The organism is Streptacidiphilus anmyonensis (assembly GCF_000787855.1).
GTDB classification, from domain to species: Bacteria; Actinomycetota; Actinomycetes; order Streptomycetales; family Streptomycetaceae; genus Streptacidiphilus; species Streptacidiphilus anmyonensis.
The window spans coordinates 154,798-172,165 of the sequence record NZ_BBPQ01000009.1; the positions used below are offsets into that span (position 1 = coordinate 154,798).

Below are 17,368 nucleotides of genomic sequence, written 5' to 3' on the forward strand. Positions count from 1 at the left end.
CGGACGTAAGAGGGGAAAGGTGAGGGCGCCCACACAACTTGCCGGGCGGCAGGTAAGCTTCGTACGATGCCGCGCCGCCAATTCGATAGCCCGCGCCCACACAACCGGGTACGGTGTACGCAGAAATCTTCACCCTACTCCGCCCACCAGTTCCTCTCCTCCTCAGAGAGATCTTGAGAGATCCGTTGTGCTGATCCGACTCCTGCGCGCCCATCTGGGGCCGTACTCCAGGCAGATCACCCTGCTGGTCCTGCTCCAACTGGTCCAGACGATCGCGACCCTCTACCTTCCCACCCTCAACGCCGACATCATCGACAACGGCGTGATCAAGGGCGACTCCGGCTACATCCTCGCGACCGGCGGGATCATGATCGGCGTCTCACTGGCCCAGGTGGTCTGCTCCGTCGGCGCCGTCTACTTCGGCGCCCGGACCGCCATGGCGCTGGGCCGGGACATCCGGGCCTCGGTCTTCACCCGGGTCCAGTCCTTCTCCGTGCGCGAGGTCGGCCAGTTCGGCGCGCCCTCCCTGATCACCCGCAGCACCAACGACGTGCAGCAGGTGCAGATGCTGGTGCTGATGACCTTCACCCTGATGGTCTCCGCGCCGATCATGTGCGTCGGCGGCATCATCCTGGCGCTCAACCAGGACGTGCCGCTGTCCAGCCTGCTGATCGTCATCGTGCCGATCCTGGGCGTCATCATCGGCTTCACCGTCAGCCGGATGCGCCCGCTCTTCCGTTCCATGCAGGAGCGCATCGACACCGTCAACCGCGTCCTGCGCGAGCAGATCAGCGGCCTGCGCGTGATCCGCGCCTTCGTCAAGGACGAGCACGAGCGCACCCGCTTCCGTGGCGCCAACGACGACCTGACCGACGTGGGCCTGCGCGTCGGCCGGCTGATGGCGCTGATGTTCCCGCTGGTCATGCTGGTGGTCAACCTCTCCAGCGTGGCCGTCATCTGGTTCGGCGCGCACCGGATCGACTCCGGCGGCATGCAGATCGGCGCGCTGACGGCCTTCCTCAGCTACCTGATGCAGATCCTGATGTCGGTCATGATGGCCACCTTCATGTTCATGATGGTGCCCCGCGCCGAGGTCTGCGCCGAGCGCATCCAGGAGGTGCTCGGCACGGAGACCACCGTCGCCCCGCCGGCCGTGCCGGTCCGCGAGCTCTCCGCCCGCGGCTACCTCGAGGTGCGCGGCGCCGAGTTCCGCTACCCGGGCGCCGAGGCGGCCGTGCTGCGCGACATCTCCTTCACCGCCCGGCCCGGCGAGACCACCGCGATCATCGGCTCGACCGGTTCCGGCAAGACCACGCTCATCAACCTGATCCCGCGGCTCTCCGACGTCACCGACGGCTCCGTGCTCGTCGACGGCGTCGACGTGCGCGACCTCGACGAGCAGGTGCTGTCCAAGTCCATCGGCCTGGTCCCGCAGAAGCCCTACCTGTTCACCGGCACCGTCGCCTCCAACCTCCGCTACGGCAACCCGGACGCGACGGACGAGGAGCTGTGGGCGGCCCTGACGACGGCGCAGGCCAAGGACTTCGTCTCGACGTTCCCCGAGGGCCTGGACGCGCCGATCGCCCAGGGCGGCACCAACGTCTCCGGCGGCCAGCGCCAGCGCCTGGCCATCGCCCGCGCCCTGGTGCGCAAGCCCGAGGTCTACCTCTTCGACGACTCCTTCTCCGCGCTCGACTACGCGACCGACGCGCGGCTGCGCGCCGCGCTGGAGCAGGAGACCAGGGACTCGACGGTGGTCATCGTGGCCCAGCGCGTCTCCACGATCCGCAACGCGGACCGGATCATCGTCCTCGACGAAGGCCAGATCGTCGGCGAGGGCACGCACCGTGAACTGATGGACGACAACGAGACGTACCGAGAGATCGTGCTGTCTCAGCTCACCGAGGAGGAGGCGGCATGAGCTCCGGCGGCGACGAAGCGAAGGCGGCGGCCAAGCGCCGCCCCGGGGCCGCGGCGGGCCCCGCCCGCTGGATGGGCGGCGCCCAGCCCGCCGAGAAGTCGATGGACTTCAAGGCGTCCGGCAAGCGGCTGCTGGGCCGGCTGCGGCCCGAACGCCCGCTGATCATCGGCGTGCTGGCGCTGGCCACGGTCAGCGTCGCGCTCTCGGTCATCGGCCCCAAGGTCCTCGGCCACGCCACCGACCTGATCCTCGGCGGCGTCTTCGGCAAGAGGATCCCGGCGGGCACCAACCCGGCCGTGCTGAACGAGCACCTGAACCACCAGCAGCAGCAGATGCTGTCGTCGATCCACTTCACCCCCGGCAAGGGGATCGACTTCGGCGCGGTGGGCACCGTGCTGCTCTGGGTCACCCTGATCTACCTGTTCGCGGGCCTGTGCGGCATCGTCCAGGCGCGCCTGGCCAACGTGGCCGTCCAGCGCGCCGCGAACCGCCTGCGCGCGGACGTCGAGGACAAGCTCTCCCGGCTGCCGCTCAGCTACTACGACAAGCAGCCGCGCGGCGAGGTGCTGAGCCGGGTCACCAACGACATCGACAACATCGCGCAGACCCTCCAGCAGACGATGTCGCAGGTCATCACCTCGCTGCTGACGGTCGTCGGCGTGCTGACGATGATGTTCTACATCTCCTGGATCCTGGCCCTGATCGCGCTGGTCTCCATCCCCGCCTCGGCGGTGCTGGCGGCCAAGGTCGGCAAGCGGGCGCAGCCGCAGTTCGTCCAGCAGTGGAAGTCCACGGGCAAGCTGAACGCGCACATCGAGGAGATGTACACCGGCCACTCGCTGGTCAAGGTCTTCGGCCACCAGCAGGAGGCCATCGAGCAGTTCCACGCCGAGAACGAGAAGCTCTACCAGTCCAGCTTCAAGGCGCAGTTCATCTCGGGCCTGATCCAGCCGGCGATGATGTTCATCGGCAACCTGAACTACGTCGTCGTCGCGGTCGTCGGCGGTCTGCGGGTCGCCTCGGGTGCACTGTCGATCGGTGACGTGCAGGCGTTCATCCAGTACTCGCGGCAGTTCAGCCAGCCGCTGACCCAGGTCGCGGCCATGGCCAACCTGGTGCAGTCCGGCGTCGCCTCGGCCGAGCGCGTCTTCGAGCTGCTGGACGCCGACGAGCAGTCCCCCGAGCCGGCCCGGCCGGAGCGTCCGGAACTGGTGCGCGGGCGAGTCGAGTTCGAGCACGTGGCCTTCCGCTACGAGGCGGAGAAGCCGCTCATCGAGGACCTCTCGCTGCTGGCCGACCCCGGCCACACGGTGGCCATCGTCGGCCCGACCGGCGCCGGCAAGACCACCCTGGTCAACCTGCTCATGCGGTTCTACGAGCCGACGGGCGGGCGGATCACGCTGGACGGCGTGAACGTGGCCGAGATGAACCGCGAGGAACTGCGCGGCCACATCGGCATGGTGCTCCAGGACACCTGGCTGTTCGGCGGCTCCATCGCCGACAACATCGCCTACGGGTCCGAGGGGGCGACACGCGAGCAGATCGTCGCGGCGGCCAAGGCCGCGCACGTCGACCGCTTCGTGCGCACCCTGCCGGACGGCTACGACACCGTCATCGACGACGAGGGCACCGGCGTCAGCGCGGGCGAGAAGCAGCTGATCACCATCGCGCGGGCGTTCCTGGCCGAGCCGTCGATCCTCGTCCTGGACGAGGCGACCAGCTCCGTCGACACCCGCACCGAGGTGCTGATCCAGCGCGCCATGGCCAAGCTCCGCGCGGGCCGCACCGCCTTCGTCATCGCCCACCGCCTCTCCACGATCCGCGACGCGGACACCATCCTGGTGATGGAGAACGGTGCGATCGTGGAACAGGGCGACCACGCCTCCCTGCTGGAGCGGGACGGCGCCTACGCCCGCCTCTACAAGGCCCAGTTCGCCCAGGCGGTCGCCGAGGTCGACTGAGTCGCAGCCTCACCCGGAAGGCCGGTGCCCGCTCCCCTCCGGGGGCGGGTGCCGGCCTTCCGCCTTCCGCCTACCGGCTCGCGGTCGCGGGGGCTGCCGGAGCGGGAGCGGGCGCGGGCGCGTGGTGACCGCCGTGCGTGAGCAGGAACGCGAGGGCCGCGGCGGTGATCAGCAGTCCGCCCGCCCCGGCCAGCCGGGGGTCCAGCAGCGGGTTGCGCGGTGTCCGGTCGTCCTCGTCGGGTGTGCCTGTCACCGGCTCAGGCTAGGCCAGCTCCTTGAACATGTGAACGTCCTCGGCGCCGCCGGGGATGCCGAGGGTGCGGCCGGTCTCCCGGTAACCGTGTCGCTGGTAGAAGCCCGGCGCCTGGAAGGTGAACGAGGAGACGACGGCGCGGTCGCAGCCGCGGCGGCGGGCCTCCTCCTCGGCGGCGAGCAGGAGGCGACTGCCCCAGCCGTCCTTGCGGCTGTCCTCGCGGACCCAGAGCATCTCGATGCCGAGCAGGCCGCCCCACGTCCAGGCCGCCAGGCCGCCGACGATCTCGCCCGCGTCGTCCACGACCTTGACGGACAGCTTGCCTTGGTCCGCAGCGGTGGTGCCGGTCGCGGGGAAGTTGAACTCGTCGAGGCCGGCGGACAGCCGCGCGTTCAGCTCCGCGTCGTCGTCGCCGACGGTCAGTCGATCACTGTGCATGCGGGCGAGTCTGGCACACCCGGGGCTTCCGGCGCGGGGCTGGAAAGGCTCGTCGCAATCGCTTGAAAACTCTTTCCCGATCCGGGTCTACATGCGTAGCATTCCTGTGGCATGGCTGGGACAAGAACCTTTCCGGCCGTCAGTTCAGCGTTCTCGCAAGCCCTTTGCCGTCCAGCACGAGGACAACACGGAGGCGCGACGCAATGAACTCCCTTTCCCTCCCCCGCAGACTCACCGCCGCCGCAACCCTGTTCGCGGCGCTCGGCCTGGCGACCGCGACCCCCCTCGCACCCGCGCAGGCCGCATCCGCCCAGGCCACGTCCGCCCAGGCTCCCGCCCAGGCAGCTTCCGCCAAACTCCCGCGCGGCGACGCCTACATGGGCATCGGCGTCCGCGCGCACGGGGGCGGCGGAGCCGGCGGCGGCGTCCAGCCGATGGTCACCCAGACCGAAGGCGTGGACGTCTCCAGCTACCAGGGCACCGTGGACTGGGCGACGCTGTGGAACAGCGGCGTCCGCTGGGCCTACACCAAGGCCACCGAGGGGACCTACTACACCAACCCCGACTTCGCGCAGCAGTACAACGGCCCCTACAACGTCGGCATGATCCGCGCCGCCTACCACTTCGCCACCCCGGACACGACCTCGGGCGGCGTCCAGGCGGACTACTTCGTGAACCACGGCGGCGGCTGGTCCGCCGACGGCAGGACCCTGCCGGGCGTCCTGGACATCGAGTGGGACCCGTACGGGGCCGCCTGCTACGGCCTTTCGCAGAGCGCCATGGTCAGCTGGATCTCCGGCTTCCTGAACGAGTACCACGCCCGCACCGGCCGCTGGGCGGTGATCTACACCGCGACCTCCTGGTGGGTCCAGTGCACCGGCAACTACGGAGGCTTCGCGGCCGACGACCCGCTGTGGATCGCGAACTACAACGGCTCCCCCGGCACCCTGCCGGCCGGCTGGGGCTACTACACGATGTGGCAGTACACCGACTCCGGCCCGTACGTCGGCGACCACGACGAGTTCAACGGCGACATCACCCGCGTCCAGGCCCTCGCACTGGGCTGATCAGCGCTCCCCGCGGGAGTACCGGGACGGCGGCACACCCACGACGGCCGTGAAGTCACGGGTCAGATGGGCCTGGTCGCTGTAGCCCAGGTCGGCGGCGAGAGCCGCCCAGTCCACGGAGCCGCTGTCGGCGCGCTGCGCCGCCTCGTGCAGACGAGCGCGGCGCAGCACCGCCTTCGGGCTCACCCCCACGTACTCGGCGAAGAGGCGCTGCAGGCTGCGCGGCGAGAGGTCGAACCGCGATGCCACCTGCTCGACGCGGACCAGCGTGTGGTCGACCGTCATCTCCCGCACGACGGCGGCGGCCTGGACCGCCTGCGGGTCCGGCCCGGCCGGCAGGCGGGCGGCCAGGAAGCCCTCGACCAGGGCCACCATCGCGTCGGTCCCCGCACCGGCCAGCACGCGCGGACACAGCTCGTCCACGCCGGGGCCGAAGACCGCCCCGGCGGGCAGGACCCGGTCGGTCAGCTCCTGGACCGGCCCGTCCGCGAAGGCCCGGAAGCCGCCCGGCAGGAAGCGGACCCCGTGCACCTGCCCCGCGTCGACGAGCCGGCGGGTGTAGACGCCGCGGATCACCCCGTAGACCAGGGGCCCGGCCGGTTCGAAGACCAGGTGCACGTTCGGGTGCGAGAGCACCTGCGAGTCGTAGGGCGCCTGTCCCGTCACGTCCCAGCGGACGATCCAGTGGTACTCCACGTACGGGGCGAGCGCGGGCCCTGCCGGCGCGGTCGTGACCGTGAACCGGCTCGCGCCCTGCTCCGGGTGCAGGACACCCCTGGGCGCCGTACGGCCGTCGTTCCGCTCCATGAGCACCACCCTAGGCGTGTCGCGTTTCTTCAAGACCGCGCCGCGTGTCGTCCGTACCGTCGTGGTCATGAACGACACGAACCACACGTCCGAGCTCCCCGAGCTCCCCGAGCTGTACGGCGCGCTGCGCGCCTCCGCCGCCGAGACCGTCCGCGTCCTGCGGGGCGTCGACCCGGCCGCGCTGGACGCCCCCACCCCCTCGGCCGAGTGGGACCTGCGCGCCGTCGTGAACCACCTGATCCTGTGGACCGCCCACAACTTCGCGCTGCGCGCCGAGGGCGGGTCCGTTCCCGCCGAGTGGTACGAACGCGACTTCACGGCGGAGCCGGGCTGGGCGGAGGCGTACGCCCAGCAGGTCGACAAGGCGCTCGCGGCCTGGTCGGACCCGTCGGTCTGGGAGCGGGAGATGCCGATGGGCGACTCCGCCGTCCCGGCGGCGGCGATCGCCGGGATGATCCTGCTGGAGTTCTCCCTCCATGGCTGGGAGGCGGCCGAGGGCTCCGGCCAGACCTACACCCTGGACGAGGCGACGGCCACGGCGGTGCTGGGCCAGGTCGAGCAGTGGGCGGAGATGTTCCGCCAGTACGACGGGTTCGCCCGGCCGGCGCCGGCCGGCGACGACGCCGGCGCCTTCGCCCGTGCGTTGGCCCTGTCGGGACGCAGGGCCTAGCAGTTACCGGAACCGCGCAGAGCGGGCCAGGTCTGCGGGCCGACGCCGCCGTCATTACTGAGGCCCACGCAGCTCTGGAAGGTCTCCACGGCGTGCTGCGTGCCGGGGCCGAACTGCCCGTCGACCCCGCCGGACGAGGTGATGATGCTCGCCAGCTGCCCTCCCCGGTGCAGGAGCAGGCACTGCACCTCCTCGATCGCGGCGGTGCTGCCGTGACCGTGGATGTCGGTCTCCTCGCTCCCTGAGTAGTAGGTGCAGTCCTGGTCCCAGCTCGGCGTGCTCGGCGGCGGCGGGGCCGAGGTGGGCGGCGCGGCGGGCGTCGTCTGCTGCGAGGCCGGGGTGGTCTGGGATCCGGCCGGGGTCGTGGCCGTCCCGCCGCCCGGCTTGGAGCTCGCCGAACCGCCCGGTCGGGCCGCCGACGAGCCGGCGGCCGACGCGGAGGCAGAGGCGGAGGCGGACGGTGCCCCGGCCGTCGCGGACGCGGCGGCCGAGCCCGACGCGCCGGCGCTCGGCGTGCCAGAAGCGCCGTCCACACTGGTGCTGCCGCCCTGCTGCGCGGTGGTGTTCGAGGTGCCGGGCTTTCCGCCTCCGGTGAGCGCGATCGCCGTGCCCGCGATGGCGGCCACGGCGACGACCGCCGCGACGACGGTCAGCACCGCGCGGTTGCCGCGCCGCCGCTCCTCCTGCTGCGGGGGCGCCACTGCGGCCGGGGCGGCCGAGACGTAGGCGGGCTGCTGGTGCGGCTGCACCGGCTGCGGCTGCGGCTGCTGGAAGGCGTGCACGGGTTCCGGGACGGACGGCACCGTCGGCGGCGTCGGGCGCACCGGTCCCTGTTGCAAGGGAGCCTGCGCGGTGGGCGGCGTCGGCATCGCCGTCTGGGTGGGCGTGGCCGCCGCCGGGGTGGCCCCGGCCGTGCGGCCCAGCAGCATCGTGCCGTCGTCGGCGACGGGGGCGGCGGGCGCGTCCGGCGCCGGAAGCGGCAGCGCCTGCACGGCGATCGCCACCTCGACCCGGGACATGATCGCGGCGCTCAGCTCCGGCGACCACGGCGCGGCCACCTGCCGCAGCGCCGCCCGCTCGGCGACGTCCGGCGCGGTCGGGCGGGCGGCCGGGTCCTTGTCGAGGCAGGCCCGGACCAGCTCGGCCAACTGCGGGTCGACGTCCTCGACCCGTTCCAGCACCTCCGGCTTCGGCTCCTCGAACGCGACGCGGTGCAGCACGTCCACGGTGGTGCCGTCGCCGAACGGGCCGTTGCCGGTGACGGCGAAGGCGAGGACGGAGCCGAGAGCGAACAGGTCCGAGGAGGTCGCGACGGCCTGCCCGCGGACCTGCTCCGGCGACATGTAGGCGGGCGTGCCGACCTGCTGGCCGGTGGTGGTGATCGCGCTGGTGTCGGCGGCCTGGGAGATGCCGAAGTCGATGACGCGGCAACCGGCCGGGCCGAGGATGACGTTGGACGGCTTGATGTCCCGGTGGACCACCCCGACGCGCTCCATCGCCCCGATGGCCTGGGCGAGTTCGAGCGCCAGACGCCATGCTCCGGTCGCGCCGAGCGGCCCTGCCGAGGCGACGGCCTCCGAGAGGCTCGGGCCGGGGATGTACTCGGTGGCCATCCACAGCAGGTCGCCGTCGTAGCCGCTGCCGAGCAGCACCGCGGCCTGCTCGCCGCGCACCCGCGCGAGCGCTGCGGACTCGCGCTCGAAGCGCCGCCGGAAGCCCTCGTCCTCGGCGTACTCGGGGCGGATCACCTTGACGGCGGCCAGTTCTGACGAACCCTCCGACGCGCGGCCCAGGTAGATCCGGCCCATACCGCCGCCGCCGAGGACGGCGATGACCGCGTAGGGCCCGACCCGGCGCGGGTCGGTGGCGCGCAGCGGCTTGGCGCCGAGGCGGTCCAGGCCGACCGAGCCGAAGATCCGGGGATCCGAGAAGCCGTCCTGCTGCGCCGTCATGTCCTTCTCCCCGTACCCCGTACCCCGTCAATGCCGATCCGCCGCGTAGGCACCGGGAGATTACCGCAATCACGTGAAAGGGCGGACAAAGGTGTGGCCCCCGCAGGTTCCACCTGCGGGGGCCACACCTGGTCGCGCTCGGGCTACTTCTTCTTCTCGGCGGCGGCAGCGTTGTCGTCGGTCGACAGCGCGGCGATGAAGGCCTCCTGCGGGACCTCCACGCGGCCGACCATCTTCATGCGCTTCTTGCCTTCCTTCTGCTTCTCCAGCAGCTTCCGCTTACGGGAGATGTCACCGCCGTAGCACTTGGCGAGGACGTCCTTGCGCATCGCGCGGACGGTCTCACGGGCGATGACGCGCGAGCCGATCGCGGCCTGGATCGGCACCTCGAACTGCTGGCGGGGGATCAGCTTCTGCAGCTTGCCGGCCATCATCACGCCGTAGCTGTAGGCCTTGTCGCGGTGGACGATCGCGGAGAAGGCGTCGACCTGCTCGCCCTGGAGCAGGATGTCCACGCGGACCAGGTTGGCGCTCTGCTCGCCGATGGGCTCGTAGTCGAGCGAGGCGTAGCCGCGGGTCTTGGACTTCAGCTGGTCGAAGAAGTCGAAGACGATCTCCGCGAGCGGCAGGTTGTAGCGGATCTCGACCCGGTCCTCGGAGAGGTAGTCCATGCCCTGGAGCGAGCCGCGGCGGGCCTGGCAGAGCTCCATGATCGCGCCGACGAACTCGTTCGGGGCCAGGATGGTGCCGCGCACGATCGGCTCGTAGACCTCGGAGATCTTGCCGGTCGGGAACTCGCTCGGGTTCGTGACCGTGTGCTCGGAGCCGTCCTCCATGATCACCCGGTAGACCACGTTCGGGGCGGTGGAGATCAGGTCGAGGTTGAACTCGCGCTCCAGCCGCTCCCGGATGATCTCCAGGTGCAGCAGACCGAGGAAGCCGCAGCGGTAGCCGAAGCCGAGCGCGACCGAGGTCTCCGGCTCGTAGACCAGCGCGGCGTCGTTCAGACGCAGCTTGTCGAGCGCGTCGCGCAGCAGCGGGTAGTCCGAGCCGTCCAGCGGGTAGAGGCCCGAGAAGACCATCGGCTTCGGGTCCTTGTAGCCGCCGAGCGCCTCGGTGGCGCCCTTGTGCATCGAGGTGATGGTGTCACCGACGCGGGACTGGCGGACGTCCTTCACACCGGTGATCAGGTAGCCCACCTCGCCGACGCCGAGGCCCTGGGACGGCTTGGGCTCCGGCGAGATGACGCCGATCTCGAGCAGCTCGTGCGTGGCGCCGGTCGACATCATCGCGATGCGCTCGCGCTTGTTGAGCTGGCCGTCGATGACACGGACGTAGGTGACCACACCGCGGTAGGCGTCGTAGACCGAGTCGAAGATCATCGCGCGGGCCGGCGCGTCCTTGACCCCGACCGGGGCCGGGACGCGCTCGACGACCGCGTCCAGGATGTCCTCGACGCCGAGGCCGGTCTTCGCGCTGGCGCGCAGCACGTCGGTCGGGTCGCAGCCGATGATGTTGGCGATCTCTTCCGCGTACTTGTCCGGCTGGGCGGCCGGAAGGTCGATCTTGTTGAGCACCGGGATGATCGTGAGGTCGTTCTCCAGGGCCAGGTAGAGGTTGGCGAGGGTCTGCGCCTCGATGCCCTGGGCGGCGTCGACCACGAGGAGCGTGCCCTCGCAGGCGGCGAGCGAACGGGAGACCTCGTAGGTGAAGTCGACGTGGCCCGGCGTGTCGATCATGTTCAGGATGTGCGTGGAGCCGGTCCCCGCACCGGTGCGCGGCACCCAGGGCAGACGCACGGCCTGCGACTTGATGGTGATCCCGCGCTCGCGCTCGATGTCCATCCGGTCCAGGTACTGGGCACGCATCTGCCGGGGGTCGACCACGCCGGTGATCTGCAGCATCCGGTCGGCAAGGGTCGACTTGCCGTGGTCGATGTGGGCGATGATGCAGAAGTTGCGGATCAGCGCCGGGTCGGTGTTGCTGGGCTCCGGAACGTTGGACGGGATGGCGGACACTCAGGATCCAGTTCTTCTGATCGGCCGGGAGGAAGTTTTTCCCACCCATCGTCCCATGGCGCGGCGCTGGTGCAGAATCCTGGGCCATGATCTTGGAGTCCGCGCTGCTCGACGTCAGACCCGGCCAGGAGGACGCCTTCCTCGCCGCGTTCGCCCAGGCCCGTCCCTTGATCGCCTGCCAGCGGGGATTCCTCTCGCTGGAGCTGCGCCGCTGCGTCGACGAGGGCCGCGGCTCGCGCTTCCTGCTGCTGGTCGGGTGGGAGACGCTCGCGGACCACACCGAGGGGTTCCGGAAGTCCGCGGAGTACGAGCGGTGGCGCCAGCTGCTGCACCACTTCTACGACCCTTTCCCGCTGGTCGAACACTTCGGCGAATCGGTGGTGTGAACCCGTCTGGTATCGTGGACCACCGTGTCTGTGCTGTGCCATGCCCTCTAACCTGGCCCGGCGCGGACGCAGTCCCAGAAGAATCAACTCAGACTGAGGCTCATTCGTGGCGAACATCAAGTCCCAGATCAAGCGCATCAAGACGAACGAGAAGGCTCGTCAGCGCAACAAGGCTGTCAAGTCCTCGCTGAAGACCGCCATCCGCAAGACCCGTGAGGCTGTGGAGGCCGGCGACTTCGCGAAGGCCGACGAGCTGGCCCGTGCCGCGTCCCGTGAGCTGGACAAGGCCGTCAGCAAGGGCGTCATCCACAAGAACCAGGCCGCGAACAAGAAGTCCGCGCTGGCCACCAAGGTTGACGCGCTCAAGGCCTGAACCCCTTGATCGACGCTCGACCGGACGCGTTCCCTCTCAAACGCCCCGGACGAGCCGCACAACCCCGCAGCCCACGCGGCCTGCGTTCGCCACGCGGGTGGGCTGCACATAGCTGAAGCTGACGGAAAGGCTCCGCCATCCTCTCGGGGACGGCGGAGCCTTTTCGTGCTCAGGGAAGTCGCACCTTCCGGGGCGCGGCGCCGTGCTGACGTGCGGCGCCGCCGCGTGGGCACGAGGAACGACCCTGTGCGGACGGCCGCCGCGCGTCGGGGATCAGCTGCTCATCAGTGGCCTGTCGCGCTACCGCGCTCGCGCGGCCTGGGCGACGGCGACCACGCACTGTTCCAGTGCGTACGCCGGGTCGCCGCTGCCGCCCTTGACCGCCGCGTCCGCGTCCGCGATGGCCCGGAGCGCTGCCGCGACCCCGTCGCCCGTCCAGCCCCGCATCTGCTGGCGCACGCGGTCGATCTTCCACGGCGGCATGCCGAGCTCGCGGGCGAGGTCCGCAGGCCGCAGGCCGCGGTCCGCGGTGGCGACGCGGCCGATCGCGCGGACGCCGGAGGCGAGCGCGAAGACGATGCCGGTGGGCTTCTCCCCCACGGCCAGGGCCCAGCGCAGCTGACCCAGCGCGTCGGCGGTGCGGCCCGCCACGGCCAGGTCGGCGACCTGGAAGCCGGTCGACTCCGCCCGGCCGGTGTAGTAGCGGGCGACGACCGTCTCGTCGATCGTGCCCTCGGTGTCCGCGGCCAGCTGGCTCGCCGCGCTCGCGAGCTCGCGCAGGTCACCGCCCACGGCGTCCAGCAGGGCCCGGCAGGCGTCCTCGCTCGCCGAACGGCCCACGCCGCGGAACTCCGCGCGGACGAAGGCGAGCTTCTCGGTGGGCTTGGTCAGCTTCGGGCAGGCGACCTCGCGCGCGCCCGCCTTCTTGCCGGCCTCCAGCAGCGCCTTGCCCTTCACGCCGCCGGCGTGGACGAGCAGGAGCAGCACGTCCGGGGCCGGATCCTCGATGTACGCCTTGAGCTCCTTGACCACGTCCGCGCCGACGTCCTGCGCGGCGCGCACGACGATGACCTTCCGCTCGGAGAAGAGCGAAGGGCTCGTCAGTTCGCTCAGCATGCCGGGCTGCAGCGCGCCGGGCAGGAGATCGCGCACGTCGGAGTCGGGATCGTCCGCCCGCGCGGCGGCGACGGTCTGCGCCACGGCGCGGTCGAGCAGCAGCTCCTCCTGCCCGACGATCAGGGTCAGCGGGGAGAGCAGGTCTTCGGAGGGTTTCCTGGCCATCGCGAACCACCCTATCCGTCGCCGCCGACAGCGGCGGACGGTCCGCCCGCGGTCAGGTCCAGCCGCGGTCAGGTCCGTCCGCCGTCACGTCCGCCCGCCTTCAGGTCCGTCCGCCGTCACGTCCGCCCGTCCAGCCGCCCGCAGTCCGGCAGCCGTCAGGTCCCGATGAGCCGCAGCCCGGCCCACAGGGCCAGCACCGTCGCGACCAGCGCGAGCGGCACGGTCAGCAACCCGAGCCGGGTGAACTCGCCCAGCTCCACCTCCGAGTCGTGCTCGCCCATGATGCGCCGCCACAGCAGCGTGGCGAGCGAGCCCGCGTACGTCAGGTTGGGGCCGATGTTCACGCCCAGAAGGACCGCGAGCACCGCGCCGGGACCGGCCGGGGCGGTGAGCGGGACCAGGACGAGCGTCGCGGGCAGGTTGTTGATGACGTTGGCGAGCACGGCGGCGAGCACGGCGATGCCGAGCAGCGCGGGCAGCGAGGTCCCGCTCGGGACGAGGTGGGCGAGGGCCGTGGACATCCCGTTGTCGACCACGGCCCGCACGACGATGCCGAGGCCCAGCACGAACGCGAGGAACGGCAGGGCCGCGGAGCGGACGATCGCCCGCGGCGTGGTGTGGCGGCGTACCAGGGCGCGCACCGCCATCACCGCGGCCCCGCCCGCCGCCGCCCAGACGGGGTTGATCCCCAGGGCGGAGGTGAGCACGAAGCCGGCCAGCGTGCAGGCGACGGTGACGAGCGCGAACAGCGGCAGCTCCGGCGCCGGTCCGGGGTCCGTCGTCGCCGCGCCCGCGTCGAGGTCGGCGGCGAAGAAGCGGCGCAGCACCACGTACTCCACCCCGACGGCCACCACCCACGGCAGTGCCATCAGCGCGGTGAAGCGGGTGAAGCTCAGCCCTGCCGCGGTGAAGGCGAGCAGGTTGGTCAGGTTGGAGACGGGCAGGAGCAGCGAGGCGGAGTTGGACAGGTGCGCGCAGGCGTAGACGTGCGGCTTGGGTCGGGCGCCGAGACGCGCGGTGGTGGCGAAGACGACCGGCGTGAGCAGGACGACCGTGGCGTCCAGGCTGAGCACGGCGGTGGTGACCGCGGCGACGGCGAAGACCTGGATCAGCAGCCGACGCGGGCGCCCCGCTGCGCTCCGGGCCATCCAGGCGCCGCATGCCTCGAAGAGTCCTTCGTCGGCGCACAGTTGCGCCAGCACGAGGACGGCGGCCAGGAAGCCGATGACCGGCCCGAGCCGTGACGCCTCGCCCATGGCGTGCGCGGGGGTCACCGCGCCGAACGCGACGAGCAGACCGGCGGCGGGCACCGCGGCGACGGCCTCCGGCCAGCCGAAGGGACGCACGACGGCGCAGACGAGCACGACCGCGAGAAGCAGGATGGACACGGTCTCGGCTACGGGCGTGCTCAGTGCGGTGCTCCTCGCGTGCGCAGGGTCGGTGGCGGCGCCACCGACCCTAGTCCCGGCTCCTGCCTCTCCCGGATGCCGGGCCCACCGGATCGCGGGCCGGGCGCGGCATCAGTAGTCCTCCAGCCAGCCGTCGAACTCGGCGACGAGGTCCTGGAGGTCGGCGACGGAGAGGGTGATCGGGAGGGGCGGGTCGAGGACGACGAGCCACTGGGCGTCTTCCGCGTCGTCCTCGCCGGCGAGGGTCTCGCGGTGGAGCTCGGGTTCGGGCAGGCCGGGGTGGGCGCTCGTGAGGCGGGATGCCAGCTCCTCGGCCGCGTCGCGGTCGGGCAGCACCAGCACGTAGTGGTCGATCTGGTCGCTCGTCGTGGTCACCTGGCCATTATCGGCTTCCCTCCGCGCACCGCCACGGCGAGTGCTCCGTCCAGGGTGAGGACCGCCAGGTCCCCCTGCTGGTCGGTGCGGAGGACCGTGGTGCCGAGGGAGCGGAGCAGGCGCAGGGTGGTGGGCGCCGGATGGCCGTAGCGGTTGCCCTGACCGACGGAGATCAGCGCGAGACGGGGGTGCAGGGCGGCGATCAGGGCGCGGTCCTGCTTCGCCGACCCGTGGTGCGCCACCTTGAGCACGTCCACGCCCACCGGCACGCCCGCCGGGCCGGGGAACCCGGCGAGGGCGGTGAGCAGCCGCTGCTGGGCGGGCGGTTCCAGATCGCCGAGGAGGGCGAGGCGCAGCCCCGGGAGGGTGACCAGGAGTGCGACCGAGGCGTTGTTCGGCCCTGGCGGGACGTAGTCTCCAGAGGGGTCCGGCGGCCACAGCACCTCCCAGTGCAGGGCGCCGAGCGAGCGCTGCTCGCCGCGGACGGCGCGGATCAGCGGGACGCCGGCGTCGGCGGTCCAGCGGCGGACGCGGGCGTACTCGGCGGGCGGGTCGTCGACCGTCGTGGTCTCGACCGCGCCGACGCGGCGGCCTTGCAGGACGCCGGGCAGGCCCTCGACGTGGTCCGCGTGGTCGTGGGTGAGGATCACCAGCGGCAGGGTGGTGACGCCGAGGGCCCGCAGGCAGCCGTCGACGGCGTGCGGGTCGGGGCCGGCGTCCACGAGGATCGCGGTGTCGGGATCGCCGCCCGGCGACAGCACGAGCGCGTCGCCCTGACCCACGTCACAGGCGACCAGACGCCAGCCGGCGGGCGGCCAGCCCGTGGCGAGCCGGGTGAGCGGGGGCGGACGCAGCAGCACGAGCAGCAGGCAGAGCGTCAGGAAGGCGGCGACCAGCGGGCGGCGCAGCCAGGCCGCGGCGGCGACCAGGGCGCAGGTGACGGCGACGAGCAGGACCGCGCCGGGCCAGCCGGCGGGCCAGCCGATCTCCGCGCCGGGCAGCGCGGCGCCGAAGCGGGCCACCTGGATCAGTGCCCAGACCGGGACGGCGGCCGCGTGCGCGATCCACCGCGCGCCGGTCAGCCAGAGCGGCGCCACGGCGAGCGCGGCGAACCCGAGCACGGTCGCGGGCGCGACGCAGAGCTCCGCGAGGAGGTTGCACGGGACCGCGACGAGGGAGAGCCGTCCGGAGCGCAGCACCAGCAGCGGTCCGCACCAGGCCTGTGCCGCCGCGGCGGCGGCCACCGGCTCGGCGAGGCGGTCGGGCCAGCCGTGGGCGCGCAGCGCCTCGGACCAGCGCGGCCCGAGGGTGACGAGCCCGGCGGTGGCCAGTGCGGACAGGGCGAACCCGTAGGAGCGGGCGAGGGCCGGGTCGGCGAGGATCAGCACCAAGGTCGCTCCCGCGAGCGCCGGCAGCGGGCTGGCGCGACGGCCGGTGGCCAGCCCGAGCAGCATCACCAGGCCGGTGGCGGCGGCCCGGAGCACGCTCGGCTCGGGGCGGCACAGCACCACGAAGGCGACGGTCAGCAGCGCGCCCGCGAGCGCGGAGCCGCGCAGCGGCAGCCCGAGGCGGGCGGCCAGGCCGCCGCGTTCCGGGGTGCGGGCCCGGGAGACGCGGCCGATCAGCAGCACCATCATGATCGACAGGTTCGATCCGCTGACCGCCGTGAGGTGCGTCAGGTCGGTGGCGACGAACGCCTCGTCGAGGTCCGGTGTCATCGCGCTGGTGTCCCCGTCGACCAGCCCCGGGAGCAGGGCCCGCTCGTCCTCGAGCAGCGGCGCGACCGCGCGGCGCAGCCCCGCGCGCAGCGCGCCCGCCGCACGCTGGACGACGTCGGGCGGCGCGAGCAGGCGCGGCTGATCCGTCGTCAGCAGGGTCGCGGCGACGTCCGGCGGTCCGTCCGGGGTGACGGGCCGGGCACGGACCACGGCGACCACCCGGGTCGACGGCAGCAGCCGCAGCCACTCCCCCGCCGCGGGGCCGCGCGCGACCACGCGGACGGGCGTGCTGGTCGCCGTCCCCGCCACGCCGTCGACGACGGCACGCAGCACGGTGTTCCCGTCCGTGCCGTGACGCTCCGGGTCGGTGAGGACCGTCAGCCGCACCTCGGCCGGGCGGCCGGTACGGGCCAGCTGCGGCACCGGGCCGCGGGTCAGGGCCACCCCGGCCAGGCCGGTGCTGAGCGCGGCCGCAGCGGCGCTCAGCAGCAGCGCGGCGAGAGCGCGCGGCCGCACCCGGCAGCGCAGCAGCCCGAACCCGAGCAGCCCGGCGACCCCGGCCGCACCGAACACCCACCCTGCGTGCGCGCCACGCAGCGGCAGGAGCGCGGCGCTGAGCCCCCACACCACCACCGCCGGCCCCACCAGCCGCCAGTCCAACGGCCGTTCCTCCGCCCCGCCCGGCGCGTCCGCAGGGCCAGGGCGACGGCGACGGCGACGGTCGAGCGACGGCACGGGC

General features: G+C 72.3%; 15 protein-coding genes. 6 read left to right on the forward strand and 9 right to left on the reverse strand.

What is annotated here, in order from left to right:
- Positions 1–187: 187 nt before the first annotated feature.
- Together TR50_RS12400 and TR50_RS12405 are read left to right on the forward strand one after the other, a co-directional pair.
- Positions 188–1,921 (forward strand): ABC transporter ATP-binding protein, encoded by a 1,734-nt coding sequence (locus tag TR50_RS12400; RefSeq protein ID WP_042419338.1) that lies wholly within the window; start codon positions 188–190, stop codon positions 1,919–1,921.
- Positions 1,918–3,882 carry an ABC transporter ATP-binding protein gene (locus TR50_RS12405; RefSeq protein ID WP_042419340.1) on the forward strand — a complete coding sequence of 655 codons (1,965 nt, stop codon included), beginning with the start codon at positions 1,918–1,920 and terminating at the stop codon, positions 3,880–3,882. The genes TR50_RS12400 and TR50_RS12405 overlap by 4 nt, the downstream gene beginning before the upstream one ends.
- A 70-nt stretch (positions 3,883–3,952) precedes the next feature.
- Here the strand turns inward: TR50_RS12405 and TR50_RS12410 are convergent, their stop codons facing one another.
- Together TR50_RS12410 and TR50_RS12415 are read right to left on the reverse strand one after the other, a co-directional pair.
- Positions 3,953–4,135 (reverse strand): hypothetical protein, encoded by a 183-nt coding sequence (locus tag TR50_RS12410; RefSeq protein WP_042419342.1) that lies wholly within the window; start codon positions 4,133–4,135, stop codon positions 3,953–3,955.
- 9 nt (positions 4,136–4,144) lie between these two features.
- Entirely contained in the window at positions 4,145–4,573 is a 429-nt protein-coding gene (locus TR50_RS12415) for a GNAT family N-acetyltransferase (protein ID WP_042419344.1), read from the reverse strand.
- 203 nt (positions 4,574–4,776) lie between these two features.
- On the opposite strand from TR50_RS12415, the gene TR50_RS12420 reads away from it, so the two are divergent.
- On the forward strand, positions 4,777–5,640 hold the full coding sequence (locus TR50_RS12420; protein WP_042419347.1) for a lysozyme: 864 nt from the start codon (positions 4,777–4,779) through the stop codon (positions 5,638–5,640).
- On the opposite strand, the gene TR50_RS12425 is transcribed toward TR50_RS12420, so the two are convergent.
- Positions 5,641–6,447, reverse strand: coding sequence for a helix-turn-helix domain-containing protein (locus tag TR50_RS12425; protein ID WP_042419508.1), 807 nt, complete (start codon positions 6,445–6,447; stop codon positions 5,641–5,643).
- 67 nt (positions 6,448–6,514) lie between these two features.
- On the opposite strand from TR50_RS12425, the gene TR50_RS12430 reads away from it, so the two are divergent.
- A complete protein-coding gene (locus TR50_RS12430; RefSeq protein WP_042419509.1) occupies positions 6,515–7,117 on the forward strand; it encodes a TIGR03086 family metal-binding protein in 603 nt (200 codons plus the stop codon).
- Here the strand turns inward: TR50_RS12430 and TR50_RS12435 are convergent.
- Positions 7,114–9,069 (reverse strand): serine/threonine-protein kinase, encoded by a 1,956-nt coding sequence (locus TR50_RS12435; RefSeq protein ID WP_042419349.1) that lies wholly within the window; start codon positions 9,067–9,069, stop codon positions 7,114–7,116. The two genes, TR50_RS12430 and TR50_RS12435, sit on opposite strands and share 4 nt — an antisense overlap.
- A gap of 143 nt (positions 9,070–9,212) precedes the next feature.
- Positions 9,213–11,087: a translation elongation factor 4 gene (gene lepA, locus TR50_RS12440; RefSeq protein ID WP_042419351.1), complete on the reverse strand. Its 1,875-nt coding sequence runs from the start codon at positions 11,085–11,087 to the stop codon at positions 9,213–9,215.
- 86 nt (positions 11,088–11,173) lie between these two features.
- On the opposite strand from lepA, the gene TR50_RS12445 reads away from it, so the two are divergent.
- Both TR50_RS12445 and rpsT read left to right on the forward strand, forming a co-directional pair.
- Complete coding sequence (locus TR50_RS12445) at positions 11,174–11,473, forward strand: antibiotic biosynthesis monooxygenase family protein (protein WP_042419353.1); 300 nt, start codon at positions 11,174–11,176, stop codon at positions 11,471–11,473.
- 106 nt (positions 11,474–11,579) lie between these two features.
- A complete protein-coding gene (rpsT, locus tag TR50_RS12450; RefSeq protein WP_042367960.1) occupies positions 11,580–11,846 on the forward strand; it encodes a 30S ribosomal protein S20 in 267 nt (88 codons plus the stop codon).
- Between the two features lie 300 nt (positions 11,847–12,146).
- Here rpsT and holA read toward each other — a convergent pair whose 3' ends face one another.
- The 4 genes from holA to TR50_RS12470 all read right to left on the reverse strand — a co-directional run.
- Positions 12,147–13,127, reverse strand: a complete 981-nt coding sequence (gene holA, locus TR50_RS12455) for a DNA polymerase III subunit delta (RefSeq protein WP_042419357.1) — start codon at positions 13,125–13,127, stop codon at positions 12,147–12,149.
- 155 nt (positions 13,128–13,282) lie between these two features.
- Positions 13,283–14,539, reverse strand: a complete 1,257-nt coding sequence (locus TR50_RS12460; RefSeq protein ID WP_042419360.1) for an arsenic transporter — start codon at positions 14,537–14,539, stop codon at positions 13,283–13,285.
- A 108-nt stretch (positions 14,540–14,647) separates the two neighbouring features.
- Positions 14,648–14,911, reverse strand: coding sequence for a hypothetical protein (locus tag TR50_RS12465; RefSeq protein WP_236654387.1), 264 nt, complete (start codon positions 14,909–14,911; stop codon positions 14,648–14,650).
- On the reverse strand, positions 14,908–17,368 hold a 2,461-nt coding region (locus TR50_RS12470), incomplete at its 5' end, for a ComEC/Rec2 family competence protein (protein ID WP_042419363.1). The genes TR50_RS12465 and TR50_RS12470, both read right to left, overlap by 4 nt.

Bases quoted from the DNA above. Each gene is read 5' to 3' on its own strand.
- TR50_RS12405 (WP_042419340.1), top strand. From the start codon at position 1,918: ATGAGCTCCGGCGGCGACGAAGCGAAGGCGGCGGCCAAGCGCCGCCCC.
- TR50_RS12415 (WP_042419344.1), bottom strand. From the start codon at position 4,573: ATGCACAGTGATCGACTGACCGTCGGCGACGACGACGCGGAGCTGAAC.
- TR50_RS12420 (WP_042419347.1), top strand. From the start codon at position 4,777: ATGAACTCCCTTTCCCTCCCCCGCAGACTCACCGCCGCCGCAACCCTG.
- TR50_RS12425 (WP_042419508.1), bottom strand. From the start codon at position 6,447: ATGGAGCGGAACGACGGCCGTACGGCGCCCAGGGGTGTCCTGCACCCG.
- TR50_RS12430 (WP_042419509.1), top strand. From the start codon at position 6,515: ATGAACGACACGAACCACACGTCCGAGCTCCCCGAGCTCCCCGAGCTG.
- TR50_RS12435 (WP_042419349.1), bottom strand. From the start codon at position 9,069: ATGACGGCGCAGCAGGACGGCTTCTCGGATCCCCGGATCTTCGGCTCG.
- TR50_RS12445 (WP_042419353.1), top strand. From the start codon at position 11,174: ATGATCTTGGAGTCCGCGCTGCTCGACGTCAGACCCGGCCAGGAGGAC.
- holA (WP_042419357.1), bottom strand. From the start codon at position 13,127: ATGGCCAGGAAACCCTCCGAAGACCTGCTCTCCCCGCTGACCCTGATC.